The organism is Caulobacter sp. Root655 (assembly GCF_001427665.1).
In the GTDB taxonomy this organism is placed as follows: domain Bacteria; phylum Pseudomonadota; class Alphaproteobacteria; order Caulobacterales; family Caulobacteraceae; genus Caulobacter.
This window is the reverse complement of the sequence record NZ_LMHC01000023.1, coordinates 588,074-605,130: the sequence shown is the minus strand read 5'-3', so window position 1 is coordinate 605,130 and position 17,057 is coordinate 588,074. Positions and strand designations below refer to the sequence as shown.

Sequence of the window (17,057 nt, the reverse complement as noted above, 5' to 3'; positions counted from 1 at the left end):
TCCGGGACCCAGGGGCGGTGCGCACGGCCCCTGGGTCCCGGGTCTTCGCTTCGCGGAGTTTATCCTTGGGCGCGCGCTTCGCGCGACCCGAGGGCCCGGGATGACAACGAAGGGGGCGGGTGCATCAGGCGGCCACCGTCGCGGCGGCGTCCTGCAGGATCATCGCCGCGCCCTTCTCGCCGATCATGATGGTCGGGGCGTTGGTGTTACCCGAGACCAGGCGTGGCATGATCGAGGCGTCGATGACCCGCAGGCCGGTGACGCCGCGCACCCGCAGCCGGTCGTCGACCACCGCCATCGGGCCCGAGCCCATCTGGCAGGTGCCGACCGGGTGATAGATCGTCGAGCCCGAGGCGCGGGCGTAGGCCAGCAGCATTTCGTCGGTCGCGAAGTCCGGGCCGGGGTTCATCTCGTGGTCGATCAGCGGGGCGATGGCCGGCTGGGCGGCGATCTTGCGGGCCCAGCGCAGGCCGGCCACCGTCACCTCCTGGTCCAGCGGATCGGCCAGGTAATTGGCGAAGATCGCCGGATGGGCGGTGGGGTCGGCCGACTTGATGCGGATGTGCCCGCGGCTCTCGGGCCGCAGCTGGCAGGGGGCGATGGTCAGGCCCGGCGCGCTCTCCAGCTCCATCTTCTGTTCGTTGAACAGCTTTTCCAGGTCCATGGTGGCCGGCAGGATGTGGAACTGCAGGTCGGGGCTGGCCAGGTCGGGCCGCGACTTGCAGAAGGCCGCCACATGGGCCGCCGACAGGGTCAGCAGGCCCTTGCGGGTGAACAGGTACTTCAGCGCCTCGCCGGCCAGCCGCGCGCCCTTGCTCTGCTCGTTGACCGAGAGGGTCCCGGCCTTGAGGCGGAAGCGGGCCCCGGTGACGTAGTGGTCCTGCAGGTTCTCGCCGACGCCCGGCAGGTCGTGGACCACGGCGACGCCGTGTTCGGCCAGCAGCGCGCCGGGACCGACGCCCGACAGCTGCAGCAACTGGGGCGAATTGACCGCCCCGCCGGCCAGGATCACCTCGGCTCGAGCCCTGGCGGTGCGGGTGACGCCGTTCTGGGTGAATTCGACGCCCACGGCGCACTTGCCCTCGAACAGCACCCGGCTGGCCAGGGCATTGGTCTCGACCCGCAGGTTGGAGCGGTTCATGGCCGGATGCAGATAGGCCACCGCCGCCGAGCAGCGGGCGCCATTCTTCTGGGTGACCTGGTACCAGGTCGCGCCCTCCTGCTCCTCGCCGTTCAGGTCGACGGTGCGCGGAATGCCGGCCTCGTGGCAGGCCTCGATCAGCAACTCGGAAATGGCGTGGCCGTCGCGCATGTCGGCGACGTTGAGCGGGCCGCCCGTGGCGTGCAGGTCGCAGGCCCCGCGCTCCTGGTTCTCGGACTTGCGGAAGAACGGCAGGACGTCGTCCCAGCCCCAGCCGGAATTGCCCATCTGCCGCCAGCCGTCGTAGTCGGCCCGCTGGCCGCGCACATAGAGCATGGCGTTGATCGAGGACGAGCCGCCCAGCACCTTGCCGCGCGGCCAGACGTGCTGGCGGCCGCCGGTGCCGGGGTCGGGTTCGGTGGCGTACAGCCAGTTGACCTTGGGGTCCTTCAGGGTCGTCGCATAGCCGACCGGGATGTGGATCATCAGGTTGGACAGGAACTGCGAGGGGTTCCTGGTGGGGCGATCGTCGCCGCCGGCCTCCAGCAGCAGCACCCTGTGCCGGCCGTTCTCCGACAACCGCGCCGCCAGCACGCACCCGGCCGAGCCGGCGCCCACCACGATGTAGTCGGCCTCGATGATCGACGTCATCGTTCTCTCCCTTGTCCGTCCGCGTGTTTTCCGCATGATCGGTGTTCACCTACAATGCGCAGGGTCTTGGCCGATGTCCAAGGGTGTCGTGAGGGAAGGATGGAGACGACGTTGCGTCCTTCGAGGCTTCGCTGCGCTACGCACCTCAGGATGAGGAATTCAGAGCCATGGACTTCCTCATCCTGAGGCGCCCGCGGAGCGGGCCTCGAAGGACGCACGACGGTTGCCCACTTTTCATACGCGTGTTTGAGTGTGGTCAGATCCGGAGGAAACCCCATGACCGCGCCCACGTTCGAGACCCTGCTCTATGCCGTCGAGGACGGGATCGCGACCATCACCCTCAACCGGCCCGAAAAGCTCAACGCCTTCACCGCCAGGATGATGAAGGAGCTGATCGGCGTCTTCGACATCACCGACGGCGACGACGCGGTGAAGGCGGTGATCATCACCGGCGCGGGGCGGGCGTTCTGCGCGGGAGCGGACCTGTCGGCCGGCGGCGCCACCTTCGACCGCACCAACCCCCAGGCGCTGGAACGCGAGGAGGGCAAGGTCGGCGACATCTATCGCGACGGCGGCGGCCGCGTGACCCTGCGGATGTACGACAGCCTCAAGCCGATCATCGGGGCCATCAACGGCGCGGCGGTGGGGGTCGGCGTGACCATGCAACTGCCGATGGACATTCGCCTGGCCTCGACCGAGGCCAAGTTCGGTTTCGTGTTCGCGCGGCGCGGCATCACGCCCGAGGCCTGCTCGTCCTGGTTCCTGCCGCGGCTGGTCGGCCTGCAGACGGCGCTGGAGTGGTGCTACACCGGCCGGGTGTTCGGCGCCCAGGAGGCGCATGAGCGCGGCCTGGTCCGTTCGCTGCACGCGCCCGAAGATCTGCTGCCCGCCGCCCGCGCCCTGGCCCGCGAGATCGCTGACAACACCGCCCCGGTTTCGGTGGCCCTGACCCGCCAGCTGCTGTGGCGGATGGCCGGCGCCGACCACCCGATGGAGGCCCACAAGGCCGACAGCCGGGCCATCCAGTCGCGCGGCGCGGCCGGCGACGCCAAGGAAGGCGTCAGCTCGTTCCTCGAAAAGCGCGTTCCGGCGTATCCGGACAAGGTGTCCAGCGACTTGCCGGATATCTGGCCGGCATGGGGCGAGCATCCGTTTGAGTAAAGACACCCTCTCTCATAGAGAGAGGGCGCGCGCGTGTTGAACCTCCGCGGCCTGCTTCGCTCGCCCCCCTCGCATCCGCCGCAGGACGCGCTATATCCCCGCCATGGCTGAAGCTTTCAACGACAAGACCCTGACCGCCGACAAGGCCGCCCGCTACGCCGAAGTGGCGCAGGAGATCGCCTCGGTGCTGGACGGAGAGGGCAACCTCACCGCCCGGATGGCGACCGTGGCCTCGATGCTGGCCAGCAGCTTCGACCACTATTTCTGGACCGGCTTCTACGTGGTGGATCCGACCAAGGACCGCGAACTGGTGGTCGGGCCCTACCAGGGCACGCTGGGCTGCCTGCGCATCGCCTACGGCCGCGGCGTCTGCGGAACGGCGGCGGAGACCGGCCAGACCCAGCTGGTCGAGGACGTCCACGCCTTCCCGGGGCACATCGCCTGCGACAGCCGTTCGGCCAGCGAGATCGTCGTGCCGGTGTTCGACGCCGCCGGCACGCTGCTGGCGGTGTTCGACGTCGATTCCGACAGGCCCGCCGCCTTCGACGCGGTCGACCGGCAGGGCCTCGAATTCATCCTCAAGGCGACCTTCGCCTAGGCCGTTCCCGCAACGGGACACGTTTGGCCCGCCGGTTGCAGTCCCAGTCCCATCATTCCCCTAACCGGGTCGGATTAGGACACATGGCGATGCTGGACATTGAAACCCTTCACCCGCGCGAACTGTCCGCCGTCGAGCGGCGGATTTGGCGCGACATGGCGGCGGCCGAACCGGCCTTCAGCAGCCCGCTGATGGGACCGGACTTCGCCCGCGCGGTCGGCGCGGTGCGCGACGACACGCGCGTGGCGGTGATCCGCCGTCGGGGCGAGGTCCTGGGCTTCCTGCCGCATCACCGCCGTCCCGGTCATCTGGCCCGGCCGATCGGCTCGCCGTTGTCGGACTATCACGGTCTGGTCTCCAGGCCGGACGCCGACCTGAACGGGGCCGAGGTGCTGCGGGCGGCCAATCTGACCTCGTTCCGCTACACCGGCCTGATCGACCCCCATGGCGTGTTCGGCCAGGCCGAACTGAAGACGGCCCACGTCATCGGCCTGGCCAACACCGACGCCGAGACCTATCTGGAGGCCGTCCGGGCGGCCAGCCCCAAGAAGATCAAGAACTGGCGCCGGCTGGACAACAAGCTCGAGCGCGAGATGGGGACCATCGAACTGGTCGGCCCCGATCGCTCGCGCGAAGCGTTTGACCAGCTGATCACCTGGAAGCGTGAACAGCTGGAGCGCACCGGCGTCCACGATTTCCTGCGGCCTGACTGGACGCGCGACCTGCTGCTGGACCTGTTCCACAAGCAGGAAGGGCCATTCCAGGGCCTGATGATCACCCTCTATGCCGGCGGTCAGCTGGTCAGCGGCCACTTCGGCGTGCGGTTGAACGGCGTCTACCACCCGTGGATCGCCTCGACCAACCCGGCCTACGCCGATTGGTCGCCGGGGCAGATCTTCTTCATGCGGGCCATCGCCGCCATGCCGGGCTTGGGCCTGGAGCGCTACGATCTTGGCCCGGGTCACGACCACTACAAGGGCGCCTATGCGCTGAGCCAGATCCAGATTGGCGACGGCGTGGCGACGGCCTCGGGCATGGCCGGACGCGTCGCCAGCTCGCTGGACGGGGTCTGGACCCTGGCCGGCGGAAGCGGCGCGGGTCCGGTTGGAAAGCTGCGGCGGCGCATGGAAGCCATCGCCAGCGTCGAACTCACCATGGGCGGGCGCGTGCGGGGCCTGGTCCACGCCGTTGCTAACCAAGCGCAAAGACGAGCCGGGTAAGACTCCGAAAAAAGGATGGAGCTCGGATGCGCGTCACGGTCATGATTCCCACCCAGCGACGCCTCGACGGCCTGGCCGTCGCGGCCCGCTCGGTGTTCGCCCAGATCGGCGTCGATGTCGCCGAACTGGAGCTGGTGATCGTCGACAATGATCAGACGCCCTCGGCGCAGGCCACGGCCGCCGCCCTGGCCAGCGAGGCTCCGTTTGCCGTCCACTATGTCCACGAACCGCGCCCCGGCGTGGCCAACGCCCGCAACGCCGGCATGGCCAGGGCCGGCGGTGAACTGATCGCCTTCCTGGACGACGACGAGGAGGCTCCGGCCGGCTGGCTGGCGGCGCTGCTGGCCGCCCAGGTCCGCTACGACGCCGACGTGGTCTTCGGTCCGGTCCGCGCCCGGGCGCCGGCCGGCGTCGCCGCGCATCGCGATTACCTGGAGCGGTTCTTCTCGCGCGAGGGCCAAGCCGAGGCGGGTGTCATCGACCATTACTACGGCTGCGGCGACAGCCTGCTGCGCCGCGCCGCACTGCCCGACCCGGTCGCGCCCTTCGCGGTCGAGCGCAACCATATCGGCGGCGAGGACGACATGCTGTTCGGTCACATGCGGGCCGGCGGCGCGCGCTTCGCCTGGGAGCCCGCGGCCTGGGTCTGGGAAGACCCCGTGCCCGACCGCCTGACCCTGGACTACACGATCCGCCGCGCCTTCGCCTACGGCCAGGGCCCCTCGGCCCATTGCGCCGCCGCCAGCCCGCCCGACCGCCTGGGCGTCGCCCGCTGGATGGCGGTCGGCGTCGCGCAGGCCGCCGTGTTCGGCGTCGTGGCCGGCTTCAAGTGGCTGACCCGGGCCGGCGACCGGGCCGAGTGGCTGGACCGCGCCGCCCGCGGCCTGGGCAAGACCCTCTGGTGGGGTCCCTTCAAGATCCAGTTCTACGGGAGGACCGCGTGAGCATCATCAGCGATTGGACCGCCGACAAGGCCAAGGCCTTCGGCGCCGAGAACCTGACCTTCCAGCATGGCCTGCACGAGCGGCCGATGTTCGACGACGAGGGCCTGGCGCGGCTGCTCGACCAGTATCCGCGCGACCAGCTGGGCGTCTTCACCATGGGCGAGGACCCCAAGGCCTGGACCACCTGGCGCAAGGGCGCGGCGGGAAACCTTTCCGGCGACCAGCTCCTGGAGGCCGCCAAGGCCGGCCGCATCTGGCTGAACCTGCGCCGCACCAACGACTTCGTCCCGGAATACGCCGCCCTCTGCGACGAGATCTTCGCCGATAAGGAGGCCCACGTGCCCGGCCTGCGCACCTTCAAGCGCGACCTGGGCATGCTGATCAGCTCGGCCAACGCCCAGGTGTTCTACCATCTGGACGTGCCGCTGGTGTCGCTGTGGCAGGTGCGCGGCCGCAAGAAGGTCTGGGTCTATCCGGTCGCCGACCCCTATGTCGGCGAACTGGCGCTGGAGAAGATCGTGCTGCGCGAGACGGCCGAGCAGTTCGCCTTCGAGCCCGCCTGGGATGACGGCGCCCAGGCCTACGACCTGACGCCGGGGACCATGGTCACCTGGAAGCAGAACGCCCCGCACCGGATCGAGAACGGCCCGATGCTCAACGTCTCGATCTCGATCGAGTTCATGACCCCGCCGGCCCTGATGCGGGCCAACGTCATCTACGCCAACGGTGTACTGCGCCGGCGGCTGGGCGCGCGGCCCAAGGTCCAGAACGGTTTTGGCCCCACGGCCCTGGGCAAGCTGGCCGTGGCGCGCGGGGCCAAGGCGCTGAACCTGCAGACCCCGCACGTGCGTCACCTGCCGGTGACCTTCGGGCTGGACGCCAGCCGGCCCGGGGTGTTGGTCGAGCGGGTCTGAACCGCGCACGCTGGACGCACGCCGCCCGTCGTGATCCGCTCCGGTCGAACGGAGGGAAATCCATGCATAGGATCGCGCTGCTGGCCGTCCTGGCGACGGTCATTCCTGTCTTGGCCCACGCCCGGGACGACCCGACCGTGGTCGGGGCGGCCAAGCCATCGCCCTATGCCGGGGCCGCCGACCTGACCGGCCAGATGGCCAAGACGCGCAAGACCAAGACCCCGCCCAGCGACGCGATGCCGAAGGGGCCCAAGGCCTTCGTCGGGTCGTGGGTGGTCGGCAAGGACGGCGAGGGCGCATCGACCTGCACCGTGCGGTTCAACGCGGCGGGCGTGATCGGCGGCTACCAGCTGGTCGCGTCCAAGCGCTGCAAGGGCGCGGTCCCGCACTGGGACGACCTCTACGCCTGGCGGATCGGCCCCGGCGGCGAGATTGTGATGGCCGACGCCACCCGCCACGGCGTGTTGGTCTTCAAGAAGCTGAACGACCAGGTCTGGGCGACGGAGGGCGGCGACTGGGACCGCCTGTTGCTGCGGCGGGCGCGGGCGGTCGGGATCAGCCGCTAGTCCGTCCGGGGCCGGGATCGCCGCCGCGCCGGGGAGGGGAGCCGCCCTCGTGGCGCGCCGAGGCGCCGATCGGCGACGACACGGGCGCGGGCGGGTGTCCGCGACGCTCCCGCACCGCCTCCAGGGCGATCGACCAGCCGCTTCGAGGCAGTCTCATGCCGCTCGCCCCTTGGTCGCCAGCACGCCGCCCAGCCAGCACAGAGGCAGGCCGCTGACCGCCAGGGCGATCGGATACCAGTGCGGGCCGAGGTTCAGGTTCCAGCTGGCGATCACCCCGGCCGTGCCCGCGACCAGGCCCAGGACGCCCAGGATGAAGGCGTGGCGCCGCGGCGTGCTCGGCGCGAGCCGGGCGGTGACCCAGCCGCCCGCTACCGTGAAAACGCTGCGATAGGCCAGGGCCAGCAGGTTCAGCAGCGGATCGTGCAGGCCCTGCTCGGGCGGCGGATAGACCTTCAGCGCGTGCAGCACGGCGTCGGTGGCGATCGACAGCACGACGACCGTCGCGAAGCCGGCGACGACCGCGATGACGCCGCGGCCAAGACGGCGAGGGGGCTTCGTGCCCAAAGCCAGGTCACTCATCGGGTCTCTCCTTCACGGCGGTTGGACAAAGGACGTTCGGGGCGGTCCAAATCCGACAGGGTTCGCCAGATTTCCGTGTTTCAGCCCTTCGCGGCCTTGGTCAGGGCCCGCAGCGCGTCCTTGCCCACCCAGCGCGGCGCGGCGTCGGGCGAGGCGGCCAGGCGGCGGGCGGTTTCCAGGGCGGCGGCCTTGAGCGCCGGGCTCTTGCGACCGCCGATCGCCCGCAGCGCCCAGTTCACGCCCTTCTTGACGAAGTTGCGGTCGTCGCCGGCCGCGCCCTCGATCAGGATCAGGCCGTCGAGGAACGGCTGGTCGTCGCCGCCCTTTCGGTGTAGCGCCAGGCAGGCCAGCAGGGCGAAGGCCGCGCGCCGGCCGAACTCGTCGTTCAAAGCAGCCCACTCGGTCACCTTGGCGAAGGCGTGCGGTGACTGGTCGAACAGCTTGAAACAGACGGTGTCGACGATCGCCCAGTTGTCGAACCCGGCCCGCCACGCGTCCATCTGCCCGGGCGTCACCTGGGCCGGATCATCGACCAGGCTGGCCAGCATCCGGGCTTCGTACTGGCCGGTTTCCCAGAGCGCGGCGGCCAGGTCGTGATCGCGGCCCAGGCGCTTGGCGATCTTCTGCAGGTTGGCCATCGACACGCCCAAGGCGTTGGGCGCGTCGATGCCGAACCGCGCGAGATTGGCCAGGTCGTGGTCGGTGGCCGCCGCTCGCAAGGCGGCCATGGCGTCCGAGATCCGATGCATCGCCATCCCCCCGGCCTTTGGCCCCGGTGGCGACCAGCGTCGTGCGGCCACCGACGCCCGTCAAGCGCGGCCAGAACGTCGCAGCGACATCATGGTTAATGCGCCATTAGGAATCAGCCGCCATTGCTGGACCATCCCCTCGATGGGGCGGAGATTCGGGATGAACGGGTTCAATCGGCTGTCCTTGGGCTGGAAGCTGATCGTCGTGACGGGGTTGTTGGCGGGGCTGGGTCAGATCGGCTGGGCGCTCGCCGCGGGCGCCGGCCTGGCCTCGCCGTTCGTCGTGGCCGGACTGGCGACGCTGGTCGGGACCTTGGCCCTGCTGATCCTGGCCTGGAGCGCGGCGTCGCGGCGGGCCATGGCCGGCTTGACGCGATCGGTGGAAGGGCTGGGCGCCGGACGCTACGAGCAACCGGTCGGCGGGGCTGACGATCACGAGATCGGGGCGGTGGCCCGCGCCCTGGACGGTTTCCGCCACGACCTGGCCAGGAACGAGCGCCACCGCGCCGAGCGGGAGGCCGAACGCGCCGTCGCCGAGGCCGAGCGCCAGCGCCGGGCCGACGAGGTCGCGGCCTTCGCCCGAAGCCAGGCCGCCGCCGTGGCGACCCTCGGCGAGGGCATGGAGAAGCTGGCCGACGGCGACCTGATCTGGCGGATGCGCGAGGACGGCTTCGACGGCGAGGCCCGCAAGGCGCCGCGCGATTTCAACGCCGCCGTGGAAAGCCTGCAGCAGACCATGGCCGGCATCCTGGGCGCCGCCCGCAGCATCCGCGGCGGCTGCGGCGAAATCTCGACCGCCGCCGACGACCTGTCGCGGCGTACGGAACGCCAGGCCGCGGGCCTGGAGCAGACCGCCGCCGCCCTCGACCAGATCACCGCCACCGTTCGTCGCAGTTCCGACAGCGCCGAGAAGGCGCGCGGCGTCACCCAGAGCACCAAGGCCAACGCCGAGCGCAGCGGCAAGGTAGTGCGCGAGGCCGTCGAGGCCATGGGCGGCATCGAAAAGTCGTCGCAGTCGATCACCCAGATCATCGGGGTGATCGACGAGATCGCTTTCCAGACCAACCTGCTGGCGCTGAACGCCGGGGTGGAGGCCGCCCGGGCCGGCGACGCCGGTCGCGGCTTCGCGGTGGTGGCGCAGGAAGTGCGGGCCCTGGCCCAGCGCTCGGCCGAGGCGGCCAAGGAGATCAAGAGCCTGATCCGCGCCTCCAGCGAACAGGTCGGCAAGGGCGTCAAGCTGGTCGGCGAGACCGGCCAGACCCTCGACCAGATCCTGGCCCAGGTGGACGAGATCAACGACCTGGTCGGCGAGATCGCCGCCTCGTCCAAGGAGCAGGCCGTCGGCCTGGCCGAGGTCAATGTCGCGGTCAACCAGATGGACCAGGTCACCCAGCAGAATGCCGCCATGGTCGAGCAATCGACCGCCGCCAGCCACGCCCTGGCCTCGGAGGCCGCCGAGCTGGAGCGCCTGATCGGCCGCTTCCAGGTGGGCGCCGAGGTCCATGAATACCGCCCGCGCCAGGATCGCGAGCGTCGCGAGGCCCCCGCCGCGCCGCGCCGGGAAGCTTTTCGCGAACGCTATGTGCAGGGCGCCAACGCGCTTAAGATCGAGCCGCGTTCGCGACCCGGCGAGTGGCGGGAATTCTAGGCGTGGCGGAGCCAGGCCGCCCCGCCCGCAGCGTCCAGGCCAGGAGGCGATCGTGCCGGCCGCTCATCCGACGTTAAGGGCGTTCTGGTCTAGATTTGAGCACGGCGGTTTTCCGTCAGGACGACCATGAACGATCACGCCACGCCCTTCGACAGCCCCCAGCCCGAGCCGGTCGTCGCGCACCGCTCGCGCGCCGCCTTGCTCAAGCGGCTGGCCGACGTGCTGTGCCTGCCGGCCAGCCGCATCAACGCCTTCGAGCGCTCGGTGACCGCCGACCTGCTGGTCGAGATGCTGCGCGACGCCGTCGTGGGCGAACGCGAGAAGGTGGCCCGGCGCCTGGCCAACCTGACCGAGATGCCCGGCGTGCTGGTCCGCCTGCTGCTGCGCGACGAACTGCCGGTGGCCCGCGCCCTGCTCGAGAACTCGCCCAACCTCAGCGACGCCGACCTGATCAACTGCCTTTACAACGCCGGCCACGACCATCGCCGGCTGATCGCCCAGCGGCGCGGGGTCAGCGAGGTGGTGGCCGATGCCCTGGTCGACATGGACGAAACGGCCGTCACCGAGATCCTGCTGAAGAACGAGCTGGTGCGCTTCAGTCACCAGGGGCTGGAGAACATCGTCGCGGCGACCCGCGACAACCCGAACCTGATCGCCCTGCTGCTCAAGCGTCCGGAACTGCGGCCCAGCCACGCCTACGTGATGTTCTGGTGGTCGGACGCCGACGCGCGCCGGACGATTTTGCAACGCTTCGCCGTGTCGCGCGAAATCCTGCAGGATGCGGTCGGCGACGTCTTCCCGCTGGCGTCGGCGGAAGGCTGGCAGGACCCGTTGTCGCGCAAGGCCTTGCAATTCATTGAACGGCGTCAGCGAAATCGCGCGGCGATCGCCAAGAGCCCCTACGACAGCCTGGAGGCCGCCGTCTCCGCCGCCCAGAACGGCATGACCCGCGAGATCGCCGAGGAGATCTCCTACCTGTCGGGCCTCAAGCCAATGACCGGCGCCAAGATCTTCACCGACCCCGGCGGCGAGCCGCTGGCCATCCTGTGCAAGGCCACCGGCCTGCCGCGCGGCGCCGTACGGGCCTTGTGGCGCGGGTTGCGGCGGCCGGAGACCGACTCGGCCGGCGCGCCGGCGCCGGGCCTCGAACGCGTGCTGGCGGCGTTCGACACGGTGGCCGTGGACCGCGCCCAGACCGTGCTGCGCTATTGGAACTGGTCGCTGTCGTCGGCCATGACCCCGGCCCTGCTTAAGGCCATCCGCGAGGGCGACGAAGGCGCCGTCGACGAGTATTCGGTGCCGCAGCGCGCGGCCATGCTGGCGCTCTCGCGAGATTTCGGGCGCTAGTTCGCCACGACCGTCGAACGCATTCGACGAATACTGTCGTCCAGAAACCAAGAGTTTAGTTCAACTGAAGGATGTACAGGTGGCGATCAAGGTCTGTCGACCTGCCGACATCTACCCAGGATGACCTCGCGTCTATGTTGCCGGAAGGTCATAATCTGCTATCCAAAACTCAATTGGATCCATCAGGACCAAGGGAGTCGGGGGAGCACGGATACACATGGACGAACAGTCCGAACTCATCGAGATCACGGCCAGCCTGGTCGCCGCCTATGTCGGGGGCAACCACATCGCCGCATCGGACGTGCCGGGGCTGATCCGCTGCGTGCACGGGGCGCTGGCCAGCGTCGGGGGCGAGGCCGAGGCGTCGGCGGTCAGCAAGGAGCCGGCGGTGTCGGTCCGGCGTTCGATCACGCCGGACTATCTGGTCTGTCTCGAGGACGGCCGGAAGTTCAAGTCGCTGAAGCGGCACCTGCGGACCCAGTACGATTTGAGCCCCGAACAGTATCGGGCCAAGTGGGACCTTTCGAAGGACTATCCCATGGTGGCGCCCAATTACGCCAAGGCGCGGTCGGATCTGGCCAAGCAGATGGGCCTGGGGCAGGGCGGCCGCAAACCGGTCCGCAAAGGGCGCTAGGATACGCTCAAGCTGAGTCTGAGCGTTCATTAACGTTAATTCAAACAAGCGCTTGCGCCGTTTCCGCGCAAATTCCAGCCACGCCCGGCATCCCTCGCGGGAGCCGGGCGTTTCGCTTGCGGATTGACTCTTCGAGGGAATCTTTGCTGTAGGCCGCGATTTTCGCTGGCGGCGATTCGGTCCTTAAGACATAGTGAATCGTCGTGATTCCAACGGCTTGTTAAGGAATCTGAAGATGAACGCGCAGCTGAGCGCATCCGCTACGGCGGCCCGTGCTCACCAGGAGATGTTCGCCTACTGGGCGTCCCTCCGTCGGGGGGCTAGCCTCCCCGCGCGCGTTGACCTGCATCCCACCAGCATCAAGCGCATGCTGCCCACCGTCAGCCTGATCGACGTCAAGCGTGACCTCGACGGGGCTGTGGACTACCGCCTGCGGTTGGCCGGCACCGGTCTCTACTCGGTCTATGGCCGGGAGATCACCGGCAAGGCCCTGAACGACGTCTACAACAGCGCCGCCGTCGAATACTGGCGCGAGCAACTGGACAAGGTCGTCAACGAGCGCCGTCCCGGCGTCGGCGTGCACAGCCTGGCCTGGAAGGGCTCGCCGCACATGTCGATCCTGTGGCTGCGCCTGCCGCTGGCCAGCAACGGCCGCGACGTCGACATGATCCTCGGCTACGACGCGGTGGTCGGCTCGCAGGACGCCGGCCAGCATAGCGGCATCCGCGCGGCTTGAGCCATCAGGCCGGCGTTTCCAGCGCCTTGAGGCGACCCGCCGCGTTGGTGTTCTTCGGGTCTAGTTCCAGCGAGCGCCGGTAGTTGCGGATCGCCTCGGCGCGGTCGCCATTCACTTGATAGGCCTCGGCCAGGCTGTCGAAGGCGTTACCGCTGTCGGGGTAGAGCTCGGCGCCGATCTTCAGCACCGCCAGCCCTTCCTTGGACTTGCCGGTGGTGAGCAGGCGATAGCCCCAGTCGTTCAGTTCCAGTTCGGCGGGCTTGAAGCCCGGATCCTGGCGGCGAAGCTCGGCCAGGACGGCCGGCGCGTTCTCGAAGCCCCGGGCCCGCAGCGCGGCCCGCAGGCCGGAGACGCCGGTCAGTTTCATGCTGGGAATGTAGAGGGCGGCGATCTCGTCGATCAGGTCTTCGGGCGTCGCGCCCGAGAGGTTGGTCAGAATGACCACGCCGACGCCATCCTGGGGATAGAGCCGCATGGCGGCGCGACTGCCGCCCGTCATGCCGACCGCTGGGTGGTCGGGGCGCGGCATGACCACCCAGCCCATGCCCCACTGGCCGGCCTGGCCGTTGTTGAAAGCGACGGGCGTCCACATCGTCTGACGCGCCGCGGGCTTGAGCAGGCGGCCGTCCATGATGGCGATCATCCAGCGCGCCATGTCGTCGGCGGTGCTGTTGAGGCCCGAGGCCGCGCGGTGCAGCGGCTCGAACTCTTCCTGGACCGGCTTGAGAACCCCCGGGGCGGCGGGGTCCGGATAGCGATAGGCGTAGCCGGCGGCCTTGCCAGGAATGACGTCGCGGCTGTCGCCAAACACCGTGCGGGTCATGCCGACCAATTGAAACTGCGGATCGGCCACGGTGGCGTCCCGCGGTCGGCCTTCCAGTTTGTTGATCACCTGTTGGATCAGGCCGTAGTTGGTCTGGTTGTAACTGAACCGTTCGCCAGGCTCGAAGGCCATCGGCTGGGCGGCGGCCCAGGCCCACGCCTCGGCTTCGGTCGCGCCCTTCATCTTGCCCGTCGCGTTGTTGATGATGTTGGGCAGGCCCGAGGTGTGGCTGAGAAGCTGGCGGATCGTGACCTCGCGCCAGGCTTGCGGCAGGTCGTCGAGATAGGCCGAGACCGGCTTGGACAGGTCCAGGCGGCCGGCCTCGACCTCCCGCATCGCCGCCACGCCGGTGAAGGCCTTGGTGATCGAATTGATCGAGAAGATGGTCTGGTCCGTCACGGGAGCGGGCGTCTGCAGGTTGGCGACGCCGTAGGCGCGTTCCAGCACCACCTTGCCGTCCTTGACCACCGCGATCTGCAGGCCGGGAATGCGGCTATCGGCGATGGCCCGGCGGACGATGGCGTCGGTCCGTTGGGCGCGAGCGTCCGGAGCGGCCTGGACGGTGAGCGGCGCGGCGACGGCGAAGGCCGCGGTGAGGACGGCGACGCCCGCGGCGAAGATTCTGCCGACCATGTGTTCCAAGCTCCCGCGATGTTGGCGAGAGAGGGCAGGCTAAAGCGCCGCCGTGCAAATGAACCTTACTTCATGATCGTGCGCGGCGAGGCCTCACCCCTTCAGGAACGCCTCCACCTCGCGACGGCTGGGCATCGACGGGGCGGCGCCGGCCTTCTGCACCGACAGGGCGGCGGCGGCGTTGGCCTGCTCGACGGCCTCGCGCAGGTCCATGTTGCCCGCCAGGCAGGCGGCCAGGGCTCCGCAGAAGCAGTCGCCGGCCCCGGTGGTGTCGACGGCCTTGACCTTGCGGCCCTCGACCAGGAAGGCCTCGTCGCGGCGCACGGTGGCCACGCCGGCCGAACCGAGGGTGACGATCACCGTCTGGTCGGGGCGGCTCATCAGCTTGCGGGCGACCCGCGAGACCTCTTCCAGGCGCGACGGCTCGTGGCCCAGCCGGGCGTAGGTGGCCAGTTCGGTCTGGTTGAGGATCAGGATGTCGGTCAGCGGGAACAGCGCCGCGCCCTGGGGCAGGGCGGGGGCCGCGTTGAGGATGCGCAGGGCGCCCTTGGCCACGCCGGCCCGGAACAGGGCCTCGATGGCGGGGGCCGGGGTTTCCAGCTGGCACAGCAGCACGCGCTGGCCCTCCAGCGCCGTGGCGGCCACATGCGAGGGGGTGAGCGTGGCGTTGGCGCCGCCGGTGACGACGATCATGTTCTCGCCGCTGTTGGACACCCAGACGTGGGCCTGGCCGGTGGGGATCGACGGCAGCTCCATGACGTCGGAGACCTGCACGCCGTAGCCGGCCAGCTTGGCCTTCAGGCTGGGGCCGCTGTCTTCCTTGCCGACCGCGCCCATCAGCCGGGTCGCCACGCCCATCCGGGCGGCGGCCACCGCCTGGTTGGCGCCCTTGCCGCCCGGGAACAGCTCCAGCGAAATGCCGGCCACCGTCTCGCCCGGCCGCGGCAGGTCGTCGACCCGCGCCACGGCGTCCAGATTGATCGACCCCAGTACGAAAACGCCCATCGTTGTTCTTCTGCTTCTTCTTGTTTTCTAGCCGCCGGCGCCGCGCTGGAAGCTCTCGACCAGGCTGCCGGCGACGAGTCGCCAGCCGTCCACTAGCACGAAGAAGATCAGCTTGAACGGCAGGCTGACGCTGGCGGGCGGCAGCATCATCATGCCCATGCTCATCAGCACGCTGGCGACCACCAGGTCGATGACCAGGAACGGGATGAACAGCAGGAAGCCGATCTCGAAGGCGCGCTTCAGTTCCGAGATCATGAAGGCCGGGGTGACCACCTTGAGTGGCGTGTCGGCGGCGGTCTTGGGCTTCTCGATCTTCGACAGGCGGATGAACAGCGCCAGGTCGTCCTGGTCCACCTGCCGCAGCATGAAGACCTTCACAGGCTGGGCGGCGGCGTCGAACGCCTCGGGCATCTCCATCTGCTTGTCGAGCAGCGGCTTGACGCCCTCGTCGTAGGACTTCTCGAAGGTCGGACCCATGACGATGGCGGTCAGGAACAGGGCCAGGCTGATGATCACCGGGTTGGGCGGGCTCTGCTGCACGCCGATGGCGGTGCGCAGCAGGCCCAGCACCACGACGATCCGCACGAACGAGGTGGTCATGATGACGATCGACGGCGCCAGGCTCAGCACGGTCAGCAGGCCGACCATCTGCACCACGCGCTCGGACAGGCCCGCGCCGGTGCCCAGGTCGACATTGATCGCCGATTGGGCGACGGCGGCCGCCGGGCCCAGCACCGTGACCAGGCCGGCCAGCACCGCGATGATCGCCGCCTGGCGCAGGTCCTTGGGGTCGGCGCCGGTGATCAGCTTGAGGAAACCGCGCATCAGACCACGGGCCCCGTCGAGGAAGAGATCTTGGCGATCGAGACCGGCGCCGTCGCCACCGGCTTGGGGCCCCATTCCAGCAGCTTGCCGTCGCCCAGCACCAGCAGGCGCTCCTCGCCGTCGAGGGTGAACAGCACCAGGCGCCGCGTGGGGTCCAGGGCCAGGGTCTCGACCACCTGCATCCGCCGTTCCTTGCGCAGGATCGACAGGCGCGACATGGCGTCGGGGCCGAACTTGCGCAGGGCCACGCCGGCCAGCCCGACCAGCCCCAGGGTGATGGCCAGGGCGGCGACGGCGCGGATCAGTTCAACGAAGTCGAAGTTCATGTCGCCTGACGGTGCAAAAGGGCGCGACGCGGAGCCGCACCCCTGGTGTGCCCCAAGGTTCTTAAGGCTGGATTAACCCTGTTTCTTCACCATGACGGCATGGGTCCCGATGACATTCCTCTCTTCGCGATGCTCAAGAGCCGCATGGGCTATCTGTCCGAACGGCAGAAGGTCATCGCGCAGAACGTCGCCAACGGCGATACGCCGGATTACCGGCCGCGCGACCTGAAGGCCTACACCTTCCAGGCGTCGCTGGCGTCGCAGACCACGGGCCAGCCCTATCGCGGCGGACCGGTGGGAACGGCGACCTCGGGCGTCCAGATGATCGCCACCAGCGCCGCCCACATGGCGCCGTCCAGGCCGGCCAGCGTCTGGCGCTCGCCGGAGGGCGCCGACACCGAGACCACCCTCGACGGCAATTCGGTGACGCTCGAGGACCAGATGCTGAAGATGACCGACGCGCGGATGAACTACGACGCGGCGGTCGGCTTCTACCAGAAATCGATGCAGATGCTGAAGACGGCCACGCGCCGTCCGGGCGGCTAAGGAGACTTAAG

At 69.2% G+C, this 17,057-nt stretch carries 18 protein-coding genes and 2 pseudogenes; 12 read left to right on the top strand and 8 right to left on the bottom strand.

Going from position 1 to position 17,057, the window contains the following annotated elements; translation table 11 throughout:
• Positions 1–124: 124 nt before the first annotated feature.
• Positions 125–1,792: a GMC family oxidoreductase gene (locus ASD79_RS17780; RefSeq protein ID WP_056723982.1), complete on the bottom strand. Its 1,668-nt coding sequence runs from the start codon at positions 1,790–1,792 to the stop codon at positions 125–127.
• Positions 1,793–1,923: 131 nt separating this feature from the next.
• Between ASD79_RS17780 and ASD79_RS25190 the strand changes: the two are divergent.
• The 7 genes and pseudogenes from ASD79_RS25190 to ASD79_RS17750 all read left to right on the top strand — a co-directional run bounded on the left by ASD79_RS25190 (position 1,924) and on the right by ASD79_RS17750 (position 7,195).
• Positions 1,924–2,042: pseudogene (locus ASD79_RS25190) on the top strand (hypothetical protein).
• 26 nt (positions 2,043–2,068) lie between these two features.
• Positions 2,069–2,953, top strand: a complete 885-nt coding sequence (locus ASD79_RS17775) for a crotonase/enoyl-CoA hydratase family protein (RefSeq protein WP_056723980.1) — start codon at positions 2,069–2,071, stop codon at positions 2,951–2,953.
• 103 nt (positions 2,954–3,056) lie between these two features.
• Positions 3,057–3,551, top strand: coding sequence for a GAF domain-containing protein (locus ASD79_RS17770; RefSeq protein ID WP_056723978.1), 495 nt, complete (start codon positions 3,057–3,059; stop codon positions 3,549–3,551).
• 89 nt (positions 3,552–3,640) lie between these two features.
• Positions 3,641–4,771: a GNAT family N-acetyltransferase gene (locus ASD79_RS17765; protein WP_056723976.1), complete on the top strand. Its 1,131-nt coding sequence runs from the start codon at positions 3,641–3,643 to the stop codon at positions 4,769–4,771.
• Between the two features lie 26 nt (positions 4,772–4,797).
• Positions 4,798–5,715 (top strand): glycosyltransferase, encoded by a 918-nt coding sequence (locus ASD79_RS17760; RefSeq protein ID WP_056723974.1) that lies wholly within the window; start codon positions 4,798–4,800, stop codon positions 5,713–5,715.
• Positions 5,601–6,629 carry a hypothetical protein gene (locus ASD79_RS17755; RefSeq protein WP_162252379.1) on the top strand — a complete coding sequence of 343 codons (1,029 nt, stop codon included), beginning with the start codon at positions 5,601–5,603 and terminating at the stop codon, positions 6,627–6,629. The genes ASD79_RS17760 and ASD79_RS17755 overlap by 115 nt, the downstream gene beginning before the upstream one ends.
• A 62-nt stretch (positions 6,630–6,691) precedes the next feature.
• Positions 6,692–7,195 carry an AprI/Inh family metalloprotease inhibitor gene (locus ASD79_RS17750; protein ID WP_056723970.1) on the top strand — a complete coding sequence of 168 codons (504 nt, stop codon included), beginning with the start codon at positions 6,692–6,694 and terminating at the stop codon, positions 7,193–7,195.
• On the opposite strand, the gene ASD79_RS24040 is transcribed toward ASD79_RS17750, so the two are convergent.
• From ASD79_RS24040 to ASD79_RS17740, 3 genes are all read right to left on the bottom strand, one after another.
• The gene (locus ASD79_RS24040) at positions 7,185–7,352 is read right to left on the bottom strand and encodes a hypothetical protein (RefSeq protein ID WP_156400558.1); all 168 of its coding nucleotides are present in this window, start codon (positions 7,350–7,352) and stop codon (positions 7,185–7,187) included. The genes ASD79_RS17750 and ASD79_RS24040 overlap by 11 nt on opposite strands.
• Positions 7,349–7,774: a hypothetical protein gene (locus ASD79_RS17745; protein ID WP_056723968.1), complete on the bottom strand. Its 426-nt coding sequence runs from the start codon at positions 7,772–7,774 to the stop codon at positions 7,349–7,351. Before ASD79_RS17745 ends, ASD79_RS24040 begins: the two co-directional genes overlap by 4 nt.
• Positions 7,775–7,854: 80 nt before the next feature.
• Positions 7,855–8,523, bottom strand: a complete 669-nt coding sequence (locus tag ASD79_RS17740) for a DNA alkylation repair protein (protein ID WP_235524502.1) — start codon at positions 8,521–8,523, stop codon at positions 7,855–7,857.
• Positions 8,524–8,881: 358 nt separating this feature from the next.
• On the opposite strand from ASD79_RS17740, the pseudogene ASD79_RS17735 reads away from it, so the two are divergent.
• The 4 genes and pseudogenes from ASD79_RS17735 to ASD79_RS17720 all read left to right on the top strand — a co-directional run.
• A pseudogene (locus ASD79_RS17735) lies at positions 8,882–10,171 on the top strand (methyl-accepting chemotaxis protein); the annotation flags it as partial.
• A 126-nt stretch (positions 10,172–10,297) separates the two neighbouring features.
• A complete protein-coding gene (locus tag ASD79_RS17730; protein ID WP_056723963.1) occupies positions 10,298–11,518 on the top strand; it encodes a DUF2336 domain-containing protein in 1,221 nt (406 codons plus the stop codon).
• A 217-nt stretch (positions 11,519–11,735) separates the two neighbouring features.
• Positions 11,736–12,152 (top strand): MucR family transcriptional regulator, encoded by a 417-nt coding sequence (locus ASD79_RS17725; protein ID WP_056723961.1) that lies wholly within the window; start codon positions 11,736–11,738, stop codon positions 12,150–12,152.
• 229 nt (positions 12,153–12,381) lie between these two features.
• A complete protein-coding gene (locus ASD79_RS17720; RefSeq protein ID WP_156400567.1) occupies positions 12,382–12,888 on the top strand; it encodes a PAS domain-containing protein in 507 nt (168 codons plus the stop codon).
• A 4-nt stretch (positions 12,889–12,892) separates the two neighbouring features.
• On the opposite strand, the gene ASD79_RS17715 is transcribed toward ASD79_RS17720, so the two are convergent.
• The 4 genes from ASD79_RS17715 to ASD79_RS17700 all read right to left on the bottom strand — a co-directional run bounded on the left by ASD79_RS17715 (position 12,893) and on the right by ASD79_RS17700 (position 16,500).
• Entirely contained in the window at positions 12,893–14,344 is a 1,452-nt protein-coding gene (locus ASD79_RS17715; RefSeq protein ID WP_082585001.1) for a serine hydrolase domain-containing protein, read from the bottom strand.
• A gap of 93 nt (positions 14,345–14,437) precedes the next feature.
• Positions 14,438–15,349 carry a ribokinase gene (locus ASD79_RS17710; protein ID WP_056723958.1) on the bottom strand — a complete coding sequence of 304 codons (912 nt, stop codon included), beginning with the start codon at positions 15,347–15,349 and terminating at the stop codon, positions 14,438–14,440.
• A 27-nt stretch (positions 15,350–15,376) separates the two neighbouring features.
• The gene (gene fliP / locus ASD79_RS17705; RefSeq protein WP_156400557.1) at positions 15,377–16,174 is read right to left on the bottom strand and encodes a flagellar type III secretion system pore protein FliP; all 798 of its coding nucleotides are present in this window, start codon (positions 16,172–16,174) and stop codon (positions 15,377–15,379) included.
• Positions 16,174–16,500, bottom strand: coding sequence for a flagellar biosynthetic protein FliO (locus tag ASD79_RS17700; protein ID WP_056723955.1), 327 nt, complete (start codon positions 16,498–16,500; stop codon positions 16,174–16,176). Before ASD79_RS17700 ends, fliP begins: the two co-directional genes overlap by 1 nt.
• Before the next feature lie 99 nt (positions 16,501–16,599).
• Here ASD79_RS17700 and flgB point away from each other — a divergent pair, with 99 nt between their 5' ends.
• On the top strand, positions 16,600–17,046 hold the full coding sequence (flgB, locus tag ASD79_RS17695; RefSeq protein WP_056723953.1) for a flagellar basal body rod protein FlgB: 447 nt from the start codon (positions 16,600–16,602) through the stop codon (positions 17,044–17,046).
• The last annotated feature ends 11 nt before the right edge of the window (positions 17,047–17,057 follow it).